This is a genomic window from Marinobacter sp. V032 (genome assembly GCF_052645435.1).
In genome coordinates, this window is record NZ_JBQXYE010000001.1 from 1,059,761 (window position 1) to 1,074,222 (window position 14,462).

Genomic DNA, 14,462 nt, shown 5'->3' on the forward strand with positions numbered 1-14,462 from the left:
GCGATCAGCGCGTCGCTAAACGAGCGCTGATTAACGGGCGTCAGGCTTGCCGGGATTTACGGTCAGATGTGCCGGTCAGTACCGATTGGGTCAGGTTTTCCAGTACCTGAATTTCATCGGCAATGGCCGGGAACTGCGCAATTTGCGCTTGCTCTTCAAGAATGTCCTGCAGAATCTGAGGAGTGGTCAGGGGATTGGCCAGCACCACACGGAAAACCACACAGGGCAGTTTGTGATGTTTGGCCGGCTCGAGTCGGGTTCGGGAGACGAATGCCTTGCCGAGCTCACGCTGGGTTTTCTGAATGTACTTGGTCAGCCGGTTCAAAGAGGCGTTAATGCGTTCGGACTGACTTTTTGTTGCCAGATCCAGGGCCTTTTGGGTATCGGCCGGGCAATAGCGATAGGTGAGAATGTTCAGTTCCGGCCGGGTGATCAGTTCGAAGTCTGGCCGGCCGTTGATCATCTCGGCAAACGTGCGGGCTTTCTCGAATCCCTGGTCGATCAGGATTTCATAGCCTTCTCGGGCCAGGATTTTCAGGCCCGAGTGAATAAGCATCGCCATGCCCGGGCGGGAACCTTCCAGCGTCGTGCTGCCAAGATCCCGTGAGCCTTTGCGGATAATGTACTGGGCGTGATGTTCAATTGCGCCGACCAGCTCCGGGTTGCGGAACACCACCAGCCCCGATCCCATCGGCACGTAGAGTTGTTTGTGTGCGTCAAAGGTGACCGAATCGGCGCGCTCTATACCTTTCAGAAGGTGGGCGTACTGGCGCGAAAATAGCGTCGGGCCGCCCCAGGCCGCGTCAACATGGAAGTGAGCTCCGAACTCTTTGGCAATATCTGCCATCGCGTCCAGCGGGTCCACATTGCCGGTCTCGGTAGTGCCGGCGATACCGCAGATGGCGAGTACCTTGATTTTCTGCTTTTGCAGCTCAAGGCACTTGTCGCGCAGAGCGTCGGTCTGGATGCGGTTGTCGTCATCGGTTGGAATTGAAATCAGTGAGCTGCGGCCCAGCCCCAGAACATCTGCAGCCTTGCGCAGGGAGTAGTGACCCCGGCTTGAGACCAGAATGGCAGCCCCTTCATGGCCGTAGTACCGTAACGCCCGGAACAGGCCTTCTTCGTGCAGGCCGCGGAAGCTGCCTTCGGCGGGGAAGGCCTGGTTACGGGCAACCCAGAGCGCGGTGAGATTCGCGACAGTGCCGCCCGATCCCATCGAGCCGAGGGCAAAGCGGGGGTCGTGCATCCATTTGCGGTAAAACGCCCCGTCCTCGTTATAGACCAGCCGATGAATCATCCCCAGCACCTGGCGTTCAAGCGGCGTGAAGGCTTTGGATGTTTCAGTCTTCACTAGGTTCTGGTTCAGCGCGATCATGATTTTTGACAGCGGCAGCATGAAATAAGGCAATGCCGAGGTCATGTGACCAATAAAGCTGGGGGAGGCCGTGTGAACAGAGTGGGCAACCAGTTTATCGAGCAGGAACTGGGTTTGCTCGGAGACAAAAATGGGCTTTTCGGGAACCGAGGATTCGCTGAAATCCTTTACCACATCGCCCAGATCACGTTCGATCGCGACAATATGCTCCTGCAGGAAACCTGCAAGGTTACGGGAGATATCCTGGTCAATGCGGCTGAGGGTCGAATCCGGCGCTTCTGGCACCGTGAAAACCCTGTACATGGCCTCGAGTGAGGCTTTTGCCGTTTTTTTCTTGCCAGTCATACGCGCCACACATCTTCAGTGGTTGATGCAAAACCGCTCAGAGTCTCTCTGAGAGTTTATCAATTCCTGCGGATCAGGTTGCCAATCCCTCTGTGCTCCGTCTGGCTGCGTTGCCAGCCTCCTGCTATCAGGTCCCTGAAGCGGGCGCGTAGTATAAGACCTAAGCAATGTGTACACCAGCCGTTCACCCGGGTGTTCGCCAAAGGTAGTACGCCTGCTACCGATTTGCGCACTAGGATTTTTCGGAGTTCGCCTGACCGGTCGGTCAGAGCATTTCCCGGTGGACCTCCAGAACCGGCGCATCAATCCGTTGTTCGATGGCCTTCTCGACCTGATCAAGCCGCTGCTGGATAAGCTGGGTTGAGGTGCCCAGCGCTGCAATGGACCAGGTAGCCCTGTCCAGAGCATCAAAATCGCCGGTTTCGGCGATGGCCAGGTCCGGTTCCTTGCCCCAGATGGCTTTGAGCGCGGTGAAGGCTTTACGCTTGGCCTTGATATCTTCGCAACCGTATACCTGAAAGTGAAGGGTCATCACGCCCATGTGCGGTGTGACAACCGGGTGATCAGGTGCTTCGGCGAGCAGTCGGCGCATGGCTTCAGACATGAGAGAACCTCGCGAGATGGATAAACAGGCAGTCGGCACCCGTAGCCTGGCGGGTGTCGTCAGGCGAGGGCGCCGGTCACTGCATTATATGCCGTTTTGGCGTTACCGACAGGTGACCAGATGCCCTTCAGTCAACGACCGGGGTCGCGCGCTGAATGATAGCACCGACATCGGCTCCGGTTCGCAGATTGCCGTAGTTGAGGCCGTCGGTAGCTTGCAGGCGACTGCCACAGAAGGCATCGGCAATAGAATGCGGGCTGTGGCGAATCAATAGTGAACCTTGCAGGGCAAGCGCCAGCCGGTCAACCAGATTGCGAGCCCGATACTGCAGATGGTTCTGATCGGCAAAATCCTGCTTTAACCGGGTCAAAAACTGGTCAAAACGCTTGTCGCAGCCGGTTGCAGCGCTGACTTCAGCGAAATACGCATCGAGTGCGTCCGGTGTTTTCTGCATCGCGCGCAAGGTGTCGAGGCACTGTACGTTGCCGCTGCCTTCCCAGATGGCATTGACCGGCGACTCCCGCAGCAGGCGCGGCATAATGCAGTCTTCCATCACGCCGCTGCCGCCGATGCATTCCATGGCTTCATAGGCGTGATTCGGCGTGCGCTTACAAATCCAGTACTTGCCGATAGGTGTTGCCAGTCGGGTCAGCAATTTTTCGTGTTCGTTATCCTGATGATCCAGCGCTCGGGCTACCCGCAGGGTCATCGCCAGCGCCGCTTCACTTTCAATGGCCAGGTCGGCAAGCACGTTTTGCATCAGCGGCTGCTGGTTCAGTGTGGTGCCGAACGCGGCACGGTGACGGCAGTGATGAAGCGCCTGGGCTGTGGCCTGGCGCATTCCCGATGCACTGCCAATCATGCAGTCAAAACGCGTCATGGCGACCATTTCAATAATGGTCGGTACGCCACGGCCTTCTTCGCCAATCATCCAGCCCAATGCGCCGCGGAGCTCCGCTTCGCTTGAGGCATTGGCGACGTTGCCCATCTTGTTTTTCAGGCGTTGAATCTGCCAGGGGTTTTTTGTGCCATCCGGGCGCCAGCGCGGCATCAGGAAGCACGACAGCCCGCCAGGCGCCTGCGCCAGAACCAGAAAAGCGTCGCACATGGGCGCTGAGACAAACCATTTGTGGCCGATCAGTTCATAAGCCTGTCCGGGCCCGCCTGGGCCGGTTGGGAAAGCCCGCGTGCTGTTGGCGCGAACATCCGAGCCGCCCTGCTTTTCGGTCATCGCCATGCCGATGGTTACTGCGGATTTTTGTTCCGCCGGCAGGTTGCGCGGGTCGTACGCGGTGGCCATGATTTTCGGCAGCCAGGTCTCGGCCAGCTCGGGCTGAAGACGAATGGAGGGCGTGGCTGCAAAGGTCATGGTGATTGGGCAGCAATGGGCGGCTTCTACCTGGGAGTGCATATAGTAGCGCGCGGCCCGGGCTACATGGGCGCCTTCTTTCGGGTCGGTCCAGGGGCTGCTGTGGAGCCCGTGAGCCAGCGCCATGTCCATCAGTTGGTGGTAGGCCGGATGAAACTTCACCAGATCCTGCCGGTGCCCGAAGCGGTCGTGGGTATGAAAGGAGGGTTTGTTTTCGTTGGCGAGAAAGCCGAGCTCTATAGTGTCGGCACGACCGGTGAGTTCGCCGTAGTCGGTCAGCGACTGGCGGGCCCAGCCTGCACCTTCCCGGGCGACGCCTTCTTTTAGTGCCTGATCCTGGCTGAACAGGTTGTAGTTCTCCAGCGCAGGGGGCTGGTTGGTCACCTGATGGGTGGTTCCCAGATAAGGATCCAGTGGTTTTCCGTTGCCATCAACAATCGGGGCAGCAGGGTCGGCAGTGTTCATGATTCATCTCCGCGTGCCGGTCACCCCCTGTAAGCAGAAGGTCAGGATCGGCGTTATCAGTTCGGCTTTTTGTTGTTCGCTGAACGCCCTGTCGGCGTTCTGTCGTGTGGGAGATAATGGGCCGACGAGGCTTTCGGCGATGGCGCCCACCAGGCAGGTCGCGCTCAGGCCCGCATCCTGTGGCGGCAGCGAACCGTCGCGAATGCCGTCATCAATCGCGGCCCTGAAGTGATCGGCGTATGCCCGGCGATATGCCAGCCGTTCGCCTTCCACCAGTGGGTCGACCGGCTCTGCGATCAACGACCACGCCATTGCCGGCGCCTGCAGGGCGCGTGAGGCGAATTGCCGCAAGGCGCGCTCAAGTCGGTCAGGAGCCGGGTCTTTACCTTCCAGCGACTCGGCAACCTTGTTCACTTCGCGAATCGTGGCGCGTCGAAAAACTTCGGCGAACAACTCGGATTTTGATTCAAAGTGCCGGTACACCGTGCCGGTTGCTACATCAGCCTTGTCTGCCACGTTGTTGATCTGGGCATTACGAAAACCACCCTCTGCCACCAGGCCGGAAGCACAATCAAGAATGCGCTGCCGAACCTCTGCTTTGCGCTGGCGCATTTTTTCAGTTTCGCGGTAAGCCATTACCTCTCCCGTAAAGAGTGAATCACTATTCATTTCTTGTGTCAACGACATCGGCTGTCGCTGAAAGGCCGATCTAACGGGGCTTTCAGCGATTCAGGCAGTTAAGTGATATCGAAGTTACAAAATATTACAAAAATACTTTTAGAGCGCATGGTCTTTGTCTCAAATCCGGATTATATAGTCGGCAAGGCACGAGATTGAGTGGTATCGCTGCCGAAACGGGTTTTGGCGTCGTTGAGTACGTCTTGGCCTCGGTATTGTTTTCGCTGATGGAGGTAAGGCCCATGAGTGAATTCGACGAAAGCAATCTGGAAAGCTCCAGCCATTGGAGTCCCGATAACGAAGATACGCATACAGTGGCGGGGCGCTCCCGGGTTCGGGCGCAACTGGCTGCCGACATTGAGGCGTTTCTGAGTCAGGGCGGAAAAATAACCGAGCTTGATTCGGCATTGCGTTCAGACGTACCCCAGAAGGCAGAGCCCGGTTTTAACAACCGGTCTGTCTGATGCTCCTTCAAACCGGGCACCGTATTAAACGGTGTCCGGTCTTGTGTTTTCAATCGGCTGGCCGGGGCAGGCGCTAAGCTGCTCCCCATGCCGTCAGTCCCGTCGTTGTTGAAATTATAGCGGTGATTCCTGCGTTCGCTGAAATTTTCAGCCCCTGCGCCAGCTGTGGAATTTCTCGAGAAAGCGCAGTGCGCGCTCAGGTGCATTGGCTTTTTTCCAGTTACCTGCAGCGAACTTGTTGGCTTCTGACAGCGTCGGGTAAACGTGGATGGTGCCTAGGATTTTGTTGAGGCCATAGCCGTGCTTCATGGCGCTGACAAACTCGGTAATCAACTCGCCCGCGTGGGCGCCGACGATGGTGGCTCCCAGAATCCGGTCTTTGCCCGGCGGCGTCAGCACTTTTACGAAACCGGCGGTGTGGCCCTCCGCAATCGCCCGGTCCAGATCGTCCAGTCCATAACGTGTAACCTCGTAGGCAACACCCTGCTCGTCGGCTTCCTGTTCACTGAGGCCGACACGGGCGACCTCCGGATCGGTAAAGGTCGTCCACGGCAACACCCGGTAATCCACCTTGAATGACTTGAATGTACCGAACAATCCGTTGACCGACGCATACCAGGCCTGATGGGCCGCAGCATGGGTGAACTGATAGGGGCCGGCGACATCACCGCAGGCGTAAATGCCGGGCATTCGGGTTTGTAGGGTCTCATCGACGGTAACCGTGCCATTGGGGTTGCACTCGATGCCCAACGCTTCCAGCCCCAGCGACTCTGTATTGGCTTTGCGGCCCACCGCCAACAGCAGCGTGTCAAACACCAGGCTGTGAGTGTCACCGTCCTGCTCATAAAACAGGCGATAGCGATCGCCATCTTGTTCAAATCGCACGGCTTTGGCGTTGGTGCGCAGGTCCACGCCACTGTCTTCAAGGCTTTGTTGAACGATCAGGGCGGCGTCTTCATCTTCGCGCGGCAACACGCGGGCTGAACGGTCAACCTGGATCACCGGCACATCGAGTCGGCTGAAGGCCTGGGATAACTCGCAACCGATCGGGCCACCACCCAGCACCAGCAGCGTGCCGGGGGCTTCGCGCAGATTCCAGATGGTATCGGAGGTGTGATACGGCACCTGGTCGATGCCATCGATGGGGGGCACGAACGGACGGGCGCCGGTTGCGATCACGATGTTGCGCGTGGTGAGAACCTCACCGTTGACCTCAACACGCCAGGGATCGAGGATTTTGGCTTCGCCGGTGATGCAACTCACACCCAGGTCGGTGTAACGCTCAATGGAGTCATGAGGTTCGATGGTTTTGATGGCTGTCTGAATGCGCTCCATAACAGCCCGAAAGTCGACATTGACCTTCTCTGTGGTGATGCCAAAGCGATCACTCTGGCGGGCGTTGTGGGCGATATGCGCACTTTTGATCAGGGTTTTACTGGGTACGCAGCCGGTATTGAGGCAATCGCCCCCCATTTTGTGTTTTTCGATTAGTGTGACTTTCGCCTTGGTGGCCGCGGCAATGTAGGCAGTGACCAGCCCGCCTGACCCCGCGCCAATCACGACCATGTTCTGATCGAAACGGGCAGGGCGCTTATAGCCCTTAAGGGCGCGTCGACGCTTGATGAGATTCATCACACTGCGGGCAATCAACGGGAAAATCGCCAGCAAAACAAAGGAACCGATCAGGCCGGGCGACACGATGCCGCTGAGGCTGTCGATCTGGCCGAGTTGAGTGCCGGCATTAACGTAAACAAAGGTGCCGGGGAGCATGCCGAGCTGACTGACCCAGTAAAACCGCAGTGTTTTCATGGGCGTGAGGCCCATCACCAGGTTGATGACGAAGAATGGAAATAGTGGCACCAGTCGCAGGCCGAACAGGTAAAATGGCCCATCCCGTTCAACGCCCTTGTTGATGGTTCTGAGCGAGTCACCGAAGCGCCGCTGGACGCTGTCGCGCAGGATGATTCTGGACGCGAGAAAGGCAAGGGTCGCCCCTATAGAGCTGGCAAACGACACCAGCAACAACCCGAACCAGAGGCCGAACATGGCGCCTGCCAGCAGGGTCAGAACGGCAGCGCCGGGCACTGACAGGCCGGTAACCGCGACATAGATCAGGAAAAAGGACAGGCCGGTGACCAACGGGTTGTCGGCCACTCTTTGCTGTAACGCATCACGCTGGCTGGTGATGTAATCGAGACTGAGGTACTGCCCCAGATCAAATGCGAAATAGGCGCCAATCAGGGCCGCGATAATGATCAGCAGCAGTAGTTTCTTCGACAGTTTCATGCAGTCGTTTTCCTTAGCTGTATGGGGCGATCCGTCAGCGTGAGTGAACAAAACTTGTGGTTACGCCATTCTGACGTCTTATTGTTCGGGACGTTACAGTGCAGTCTTCACATTTTTATCCGCAAACAGAAACAATGCCGTCCGCTATTGCGGCGCTCCGACGTTTCTTTTCCCGCAGTATGAGCGCGGCACAGCGGTTTTCACGCATAGTGTCGCAACGTCAGATTGTCACAATGACCGTAATTGTCATAATCGGCGTATAAGCTGGTTGCAAACACCGGCACGCCAACAGCCACGTCATACGCTTCAAAGGCCTTAAAGGTTCAGGGCTGGAGTTTTGCCTGGTAGGACATTAGCCAGAAGGGACTCTCAGTGTATGCTGTAGCCTGTTTAAGTCCATGTTTCAGGAGGTCATGCCTTGTTTTCGCCCAACCCACGTGTCTTTCCGTCATCCCGTTTACGTCGCAACCGCGCAGATGACTTTACTCGCCGCATGGTGCGCGAACACCGACTGTCGGTCGACAATCTGATCTATCCGGTTTTTGTGCTTGAGGGTGAGCAGCAGCGAGAGGCCATTCCATCGATGCCGGGGATTGACCGGTTAAGCATTGATCTGTTGGTGGAAGAAGCGAAAGAACTGGTGCAGTTGGGCGTGCCGGCCGTTGCCCTGTTTCCGGTAACGCCACCGGAAATCAAGAATCTTGATGGCTCTGCCGCCTGGGATCGTGATGGTCTGGCACAACGGGCCGTGCGCGCGATCAAAAAGGCGTGCCCGGACCTTGGCATTATTACCGATGTTGCGCTTGATCCGTTTACCACCCACGGGCAGGACGGCATTATCGATGACGACGGCTATGTGCTGAATGACATTACGGTCGAGGCGCTGGTGCGTCAGGCCCTGTCCCACGCTGCTGCGGGGGCTGACATTGTGGCGCCATCCGACATGATGGATGGCCGCGTCGGCGCTATTCGCCAGGCGCTGGAAGATGCCGGTTATATCAATACCCGAGTGCTGGCCTACTCGGCCAAGTATGCCTCAAGTTATTATGGTCCGTTCCGTGATGCGGTCGGCTCGTCGGGAAATCTGGGCAAGAGCAGCAAGGAAACCTACCAGATGGATCCGGCCAACAGCGATGAAGCGATGCATGAGGTCGCCATGGACCTGTCCGAAGGCGCCGACATGGTGATGATCAAGCCGGGCATGCCTTATCTTGATATTGTCTATCGCGTTAAACATGAACTCAAAGTGCCGACGTTTGTCTATCAGGTCAGTGGCGAGTACGCGATGCATATGGCCGCGGCGCAAAATGGCTGGCTGGACGAGAATAAAGTGATGATGGAAAGCCTGATGTGCCTGCGCCGGGCGGGTGCTGATGCCATCCTGACCTATTTTGCAAAGAGAGCAGCAATATTGCTGCAATCCGGCGACGCCTGACAGCCGGAACAGAATCACAGTAATTGGAAAGCAGACCCATGACGACCGAAACGGATGTCCCGAAGACTCAAGAGCTGGAAACAGATCCGCTGCCGGATCCGAACGCGAGCGAGTACTATTTTAACCGCGAGCTGAGCCATCTTCAGTTCAACTATCGCGTATTACAGCAGGCGATGGATGAAACCCATCCGCTGATTAACCGGCTGATATTCTGCTGTATTTTCAGCAGCAATATGGATGAGTTCTTCGAAATCCGGGTCGCAGGTCTGCGCCAGCAGATGAAATACGGCCGTGAGAGTGTCGGTCCGGATGGCGTACTACCGGAGCAATTGCTGAACGAGATCAGCCGGGTTGCTCACGACTATATCCACGAACAGTACGACATTCTCAACAACGTGCTGATCCCGGCGATGGAAAAGGAAAATGTCCACTTCGTACGCCGCCGCGACTGGACGCCGGAACAGGCGGAGTGGGTGCGCCGGTATTTTGAGGATGAGATTCTGCCGGTAGTGAACCCGATCGGGCTGGATCCGTCACATCCGTTTCCGCGACTGGTGAACAAGAGCCTTAACTTTATTGTCGAGCTGGATGGCAAAGACGCCTTCGGTCGCGAAACCGGCATGGCGATTGTGCCCGCACCGCGGTCATTGCCGCGATTGGTGCGTTTGCCGGATGACATCTGCAACGGCGGCGACAATCTGGTGTTTCTGTCATCGATGATCCACGCCCATACCGATGAGTTGTTCCCGGGCATGGAAATCAAGGGCTGCTATCAGTTCCGCCTGACCCGTAACGCCGACCTTGAGCTTGAAGACGATCTGGAAGATCTGGCCTCAGCTCTGCGGGGCGAGCTGCTCAGCCGTCGTTTTGGCGATGGCGTGCGACTGGAAGTGGCGGATAACTGCCCACCTGAGCTGGCACATTTTCTTTTGCGGGAATTCAACCTGACCGAGCGCGAGCTGTATCGCGTCCACGGCCCGGTGAACCTGACCCGCCTGATGGCGGTTGGCAGCCTGGTTGATCGGCCTGATCTGAGCTATGCCGGATTCTCTCCCGTGGTGCCAAGGCAGATTCGCAACAAGGAAATCATCTTTGATGCGATTCGTCAGCAGCCCATTCTGCTGCTGCATCCGTTTGAAAGCTTCACACCGGTGGTGGATTTCCTGCGCCAGGCAGCCAAGGACCCACAAGTGTTGGCGATCCGCCAGACGCTTTACCGTACCGGTGCCGATTCGGAAATCGTTGAGGCCCTGATGGACGCCGCTCGTCGTGGCAAGGAAGTCACGGCGGTTATCGAGTTACGTGCGCGCTTCGATGAGGCAGAAAACCTCGAGCTGGCGAGCCGGTTGCAGGAATCAGGCGTTATCGTGGTGTACGGCGTGGTGGGCTATAAAACCCACGCCAAGATGATTCTGATCGTTCGCCGTGAAGAAGGGCGCCTCAAGCGCTACGTGCACCTGGGAACCGGCAATTACCATGCAGGTAACGCGAGGCTTTATACCGATTACAGTCTGCTGTCGTGTGATGATGCGCTGGGCGATGATGTGAACAAGCTGTTTCAGCAGCTCACTGGCATGGGCAAGGCGCTGAAGATCAAGAAGCTGTTCCACGCTCCGTTTACACTGCACAGAAAGTTGATCGAACTGGTTGACCGCGAAGCGAAGCTGGGCGAGCACGGCCATATCATCATGAAGATCAATGCCCTGACAGATCCTGAGCTGATCCGGGCGTTGTATCGCGCCTCACAGGCTGGTGTCCGTGTTGAACTGGTGATTCGCGGTATCTGCTGCCTGCGGCCGGGTGTTCCCGGGTTGTCAGAGAATATTCATGTCCGCTCGATCATTGGCCGTTTTCTGGAGCACACGCGGCTGTACTACTTCGGTAATGGAGGCAAATCGGAAGTGTACGGTTCCAGTGCAGATGGCATGGTTCGCAACCTGTTAAACCGGGTAGAAGTCGCATTTCCGGTGGATGACCGTGAACTGGCCGAACGCCTGCGTGGGGATCTGGAAACTTACCTGGCGGATAATTGCCAGAGCTGGGTGCTGCAATCCGACGGCAGCTATATTCAGAATTCCCCTGAAGAGGGAGAAGAGCGTCTTGCCGCACAGAGCCTGCTGCTGGAACGCCTGACCACCAAATAGCGCAAACGCAGAGGCTGCAGGCGATTGTGTCTGCAGCCTCTGATTGTTTCCTGCGTTCGCCATGCCGATCCACCCGCAGCCTTTGCTTGGCGCTACCAAGGCAGTAGCGTAGGATCACCCCATCTCAATTTGTTTGCGGCGTTATCGTTCCGGATCAACTGTGACCGGGTCTGGCATCGCTATGTCTGCAAGCATTTCCCGACAGAGCGCCCGGCGCGATTAAACCTTCAGGAGACAGGCAGTAATGAATAAATGGATTTTTGTCGGCATCATTTTTATTGCGACAGCAGTGGGGGCGCCTTACGGCACGGGCCTTCTGACAGAGCAGGAATGGGGCCCGGCGATTGATCGTCTCAATGCTGAGCAACCGTATATGCAAGTGCAGACGACGCGCTACGAGCGGCACTTTTTCAGCAGTGACCTTGAAGGCGAACTTTTGCTGATCAATCCGGAAACCGGTGAGACCGCTCAGGTTGGCTTTGTCGGTGAGGTTTCCCACGGCATTGCCGGCAGCAGTGTCGAGCTGACGCCAGTCACCGAGGGGCATGAACTGCTGCAAAAACTGTTTCCTGAAGAGTTGCCTCGCCTGGCGTTGCAAACCTGGCTATGGGGCACGCTGGAAGCCGATCTGAACGTACCGGCGATTAACGTGACCGATGACGATACCGGCGAAACCCTCAACGCAGCCGAAGCCTATGGCTGGGCTGAGGTATCAGACGGCGGCGATCAGTTTGAAGTCAATTTGAAATGGCCTGGCCTCAGCGTTCGGGGTGAGGGCCTCAAGATCGCATTTGACGATTTTGAGTTTTCCCAGGATGCCGAACGTGTGGTGGGCGAAGTCTGGTCCGGCGAGGGCCACATGGTGCTGGGCCGGGTTGAAATCAAGGAAGGGGACAAGCCCCACGTTGAGCTTCACGATCTGGAAATCACCGGTGAAACAGATCCGCAGAGCGGCAAAAAACGCCTGTCATCACAATCGACCGTCTCACTTGAAAGTATCAAAGTGGATGACCGTACGTTCGGGCCGCACAAAGTGGAGCTGGCACTTGAGAACGTCAATGTTGAAGCCTGGGATAAATTCCTGACAGTGATTGCTGACGTGCAGTCAGCGAATCAGCAGATGGATCCGTCCAAGTCTGCGGAAGAGTTGTTCCGCCAGAAAATGATGCTGGCCCAGCAGTTAAGCGGCGCGGCACGTTCGGTGGCAGGCTCCGGAATCAAGGTTGGTATGCCCGTTATCAAATTGGAAACGCCGGAGGGCAGCGTCGATGGCCATTGGCAGTTGAGCCATCCCGAGGTGCCTGAAGATGAGCGTGACGCCATGCCATTGGTGATGCAGCAAATGACCGGTGAGCTGGAGCTGACGGTACCCGTGGCATTGATTGAGAAAGAGCCGTCACTGATCCAGCAAGTGCGGGGGCTGGTTCAGCAAGGTTTGATTGTGCAGGACGGCGACCGCTATAAAATAAAAGCGAGCCTGAGCGACATGATGCTGGATATCAACGGTAACCAGATGTCGGTACCGCCGCTGATCTGATACCGGTTTCTGTGTGCAGGGGAGACCCAGGTCTCCCCACGCCGGCCTCTATCAAGGGGCCGGTTGCACAATAGCCTGTCCAATACCGCGAGGATCGGCTGCCGCAGTGGTTTCGCCGGTTTGATTGTCTCGCAGTATTAACTGCATGTTCCCGTATTGCCTGCCCACATCCTTCAAACCATACCCCATCGCCTCGAGTTGCTGCTTTTCGCTTTCAGTGAAGGTGTCGGGCTCGTGCTGGATCACGTCTGGCAGATACTGGTGGTGAAAACGTGGACGGGCGACGATGGTGTCCGCTGACGCATCGTCCATCACATCAAGCAAGCCGAGAAATACCATAGTAATGATCCGGCTGCCGCCCGGTGTGCCGATGATCGCGGTGTGCTCTGGCGATTCAATGATCGTCGGTGTCATGCTGGATAACGGACGTTTGCCCGGAGCAATGCTGTTGGCTTCCCCGCCTACCAGGCCGTAGGCATTCGGAACGCCGGGCTTGATTGCGAAGTCGTCCATCTCGTTGTTTAGCAGTACGCCTGTCTGCTGTGACATGAACGCAGAGCCGAATGGCAGGTTAATACTGAGTGTTGCACTGACTTTGTGGCCCCGGGCGTCGAGCACCGATAGGTGGGTGGTGTGGGTGCCGCTGCCCAGATCGCCTTCAAGACTGTCGCTTGGGGTCGCCTTTTCGGGGTTAACCGATGCCATTCGCTGCCGGAGATAGTCGGGGTCCCGCAAGTGCTGAACGGGGATGTCGGTAAAGTCCGGATCCCCAAGATAAACCGCCCGGTCACGATACGCGCGCCGCATGACTTCCGTCAGATACTGGGTGCGGGCAATGCTGTTGGTGGCCGGGGTGTCGGGGTGGACTGCCTGAAACGAACGCTGCGACATCATGCCGAACATCTGGGCCAGCGCAATACCACCTGACGAGGGCGGCGGCGCGGCCCAGATCCGGGCATCGCCATAGTCGATCACCACCGGTTCGCGCTCGACCACGGTGTAGTCTGCCAGGTCCTGGCCTTCCCAGATGCCGCCCGCTGCCTGCACGTCATCGATCAGCGCCTGAGCGACGCGCCCTTTGTAGAAGCCGTCAAAGCCCTCTTCGGCGAGTGCTTCCATGGTATCGGCGAGGGCGGGCTGGCGGATCAGGGTACCCAGCGGAGGAACTTCACCGTCGGTGAGGAACGTTGCTGCGGTGGGCGGATAGCGTCGCATCACATCAAGCCGCCATTTGGCGAGAGACCGGTAGTGCTCGTCAACCCTGAAACCCTGCCGGGCAATCCGGATGGCATCCTTGAGATTGGCGCTCAGTGGACGTTCGGCGAAATGTTCGTTGATATAGGCAAAGGCGGCAGGCTGGCCCGGAATGCCGGCGGCAAGCGGCCCATTGATCGACAGCTTGTCGGGATGCACATCGCCCGCATCATCAAGATACATGTCACGGGTACTGCGGCCGGGAGCTTTTTCCCTGGCATCCAGCACGATGCTGGTGTTGTCAGGCTGCTGCAGCAACCAGAATCCACCGCCACCAATGCCGGCACTGTAGGGTTCGACGACGCCCAGCACGGCCGCTGTGGCGATGGCGGCGTCAAATGCGTTACCCCCTTCACGCAGCGCGCGCATACCGGCCTGAGTCGCCAGTGGGTGGGCGCTGGCGACCGCGAGGTCGCCGGTCGGGGCGGGAGGGCGATTGGCGCAGCCGCCGAGAATGAGCAGTCCGATAAACAGTGCGCTGATTCCCGACATCCGTGCCCGCATGG

At 57.5% G+C, this 14,462-nt stretch carries 10 protein-coding genes; 4 read left to right on the forward strand and 6 right to left on the reverse strand.

Annotated elements, in window-relative coordinates:
• Positions 1 to 40: 40 nt before the first annotated feature.
• The 4 genes from panP to ACUN9X_RS04880 all read right to left on the reverse strand — a co-directional run bounded on the left by panP (position 41) and on the right by ACUN9X_RS04880 (position 4,794).
• Positions 41 to 1,720, reverse strand: a complete 1,680-nt coding sequence (gene panP / locus ACUN9X_RS04865) for a pyridoxal-dependent aspartate 1-decarboxylase PanP (RefSeq protein ID WP_445472370.1) — start codon at positions 1,718 to 1,720, stop codon at positions 41 to 43.
• A gap of 265 nt (positions 1,721 to 1,985) precedes the next feature.
• On the reverse strand, positions 1,986 to 2,324 hold the full coding sequence (locus tag ACUN9X_RS04870; RefSeq protein ID WP_260038420.1) for a DUF503 domain-containing protein: 339 nt from the start codon (positions 2,322 to 2,324) through the stop codon (positions 1,986 to 1,988).
• A 127-nt stretch (positions 2,325 to 2,451) separates the two neighbouring features.
• Complete coding sequence (locus ACUN9X_RS04875; RefSeq protein WP_445472371.1) at positions 2,452 to 4,158, reverse strand: isovaleryl-CoA dehydrogenase; 1,707 nt, start codon at positions 4,156 to 4,158, stop codon at positions 2,452 to 2,454.
• Positions 4,159 to 4,161: 3 nt separating this feature from the next.
• Positions 4,162 to 4,794: a TetR/AcrR family transcriptional regulator gene (locus tag ACUN9X_RS04880; RefSeq protein ID WP_260038418.1), complete on the reverse strand. Its 633-nt coding sequence runs from the start codon at positions 4,792 to 4,794 to the stop codon at positions 4,162 to 4,164.
• A gap of 284 nt (positions 4,795 to 5,078) precedes the next feature.
• Here ACUN9X_RS04880 and ACUN9X_RS04885 point away from each other — a divergent pair, with 284 nt between their 5' ends.
• A complete protein-coding gene (locus ACUN9X_RS04885; RefSeq protein WP_260038417.1) occupies positions 5,079 to 5,300 on the forward strand; it encodes a hypothetical protein in 222 nt (73 codons plus the stop codon).
• Between the two features lie 147 nt (positions 5,301 to 5,447).
• Here the strand turns inward: ACUN9X_RS04885 and ACUN9X_RS04890 are convergent, their stop codons facing one another.
• Entirely contained in the window at positions 5,448 to 7,586 is a 2,139-nt protein-coding gene (locus ACUN9X_RS04890) for an FAD-dependent oxidoreductase (RefSeq protein ID WP_445472372.1), read from the reverse strand.
• A gap of 418 nt (positions 7,587 to 8,004) precedes the next feature.
• On the opposite strand from ACUN9X_RS04890, the gene hemB reads away from it, so the two are divergent.
• The 3 genes from hemB (at position 8,005) to ACUN9X_RS04905 (ending at position 12,702) form a co-directional block, all read left to right on the forward strand.
• On the forward strand, positions 8,005 to 9,021 hold the full coding sequence (gene hemB, locus ACUN9X_RS04895; RefSeq protein ID WP_445472373.1) for a porphobilinogen synthase: 1,017 nt from the start codon (positions 8,005 to 8,007) through the stop codon (positions 9,019 to 9,021).
• Positions 9,022 to 9,059: 38 nt separating this feature from the next.
• Positions 9,060 to 11,165 carry a polyphosphate kinase 1 gene (gene ppk1, locus ACUN9X_RS04900; protein WP_260038413.1) on the forward strand — a complete coding sequence of 702 codons (2,106 nt, stop codon included), beginning with the start codon at positions 9,060 to 9,062 and terminating at the stop codon, positions 11,163 to 11,165.
• Between the two features lie 244 nt (positions 11,166 to 11,409).
• Positions 11,410 to 12,702, forward strand: coding sequence for a DUF945 family protein (locus ACUN9X_RS04905; RefSeq protein ID WP_445472374.1), 1,293 nt, complete (start codon positions 11,410 to 11,412; stop codon positions 12,700 to 12,702).
• Between the two features lie 51 nt (positions 12,703 to 12,753).
• On the opposite strand, the gene ggt is transcribed toward ACUN9X_RS04905, so the two are convergent.
• A complete protein-coding gene (gene ggt, locus ACUN9X_RS04910; protein ID WP_445472375.1) occupies positions 12,754 to 14,460 on the reverse strand; it encodes a gamma-glutamyltransferase in 1,707 nt (568 codons plus the stop codon).
• Between the last annotated feature and the right edge of the window lie 2 nt (positions 14,461 to 14,462).

What these genes read in the sequence shown, in the direction of transcription:
- ACUN9X_RS04875 (WP_445472371.1), bottom strand. Translation starts at nt 4,158, where the DNA reads ATGAACACTGCCGACCCTGCTGCCCCGATTGTTGATGGCAACGGAAAA.
- ppk1 (WP_260038413.1), top strand. Translation starts at nt 9,060, where the DNA reads ATGACGACCGAAACGGATGTCCCGAAGACTCAAGAGCTGGAAACAGAT.
- ACUN9X_RS04885 (WP_260038417.1), top strand. Translation starts at nt 5,079, where the DNA reads ATGAGTGAATTCGACGAAAGCAATCTGGAAAGCTCCAGCCATTGGAGT.
- ACUN9X_RS04890 (WP_445472372.1), bottom strand. Translation starts at nt 7,586, where the DNA reads ATGAAACTGTCGAAGAAACTACTGCTGCTGATCATTATCGCGGCCCTG.
- ggt (WP_445472375.1), bottom strand. Translation starts at nt 14,460, where the DNA reads ATGCGGGCACGGATGTCGGGAATCAGCGCACTGTTTATCGGACTGCTC.
- ACUN9X_RS04905 (WP_445472374.1), top strand. Translation starts at nt 11,410, where the DNA reads ATGAATAAATGGATTTTTGTCGGCATCATTTTTATTGCGACAGCAGTG.
- ACUN9X_RS04870 (WP_260038420.1), bottom strand. Translation starts at nt 2,324, where the DNA reads ATGTCTGAAGCCATGCGCCGACTGCTCGCCGAAGCACCTGATCACCCG.
- panP (WP_445472370.1), bottom strand. Translation starts at nt 1,720, where the DNA reads ATGACTGGCAAGAAAAAAACGGCAAAAGCCTCACTCGAGGCCATGTAC.
- ACUN9X_RS04880 (WP_260038418.1), bottom strand. Translation starts at nt 4,794, where the DNA reads ATGGCTTACCGCGAAACTGAAAAAATGCGCCAGCGCAAAGCAGAGGTT.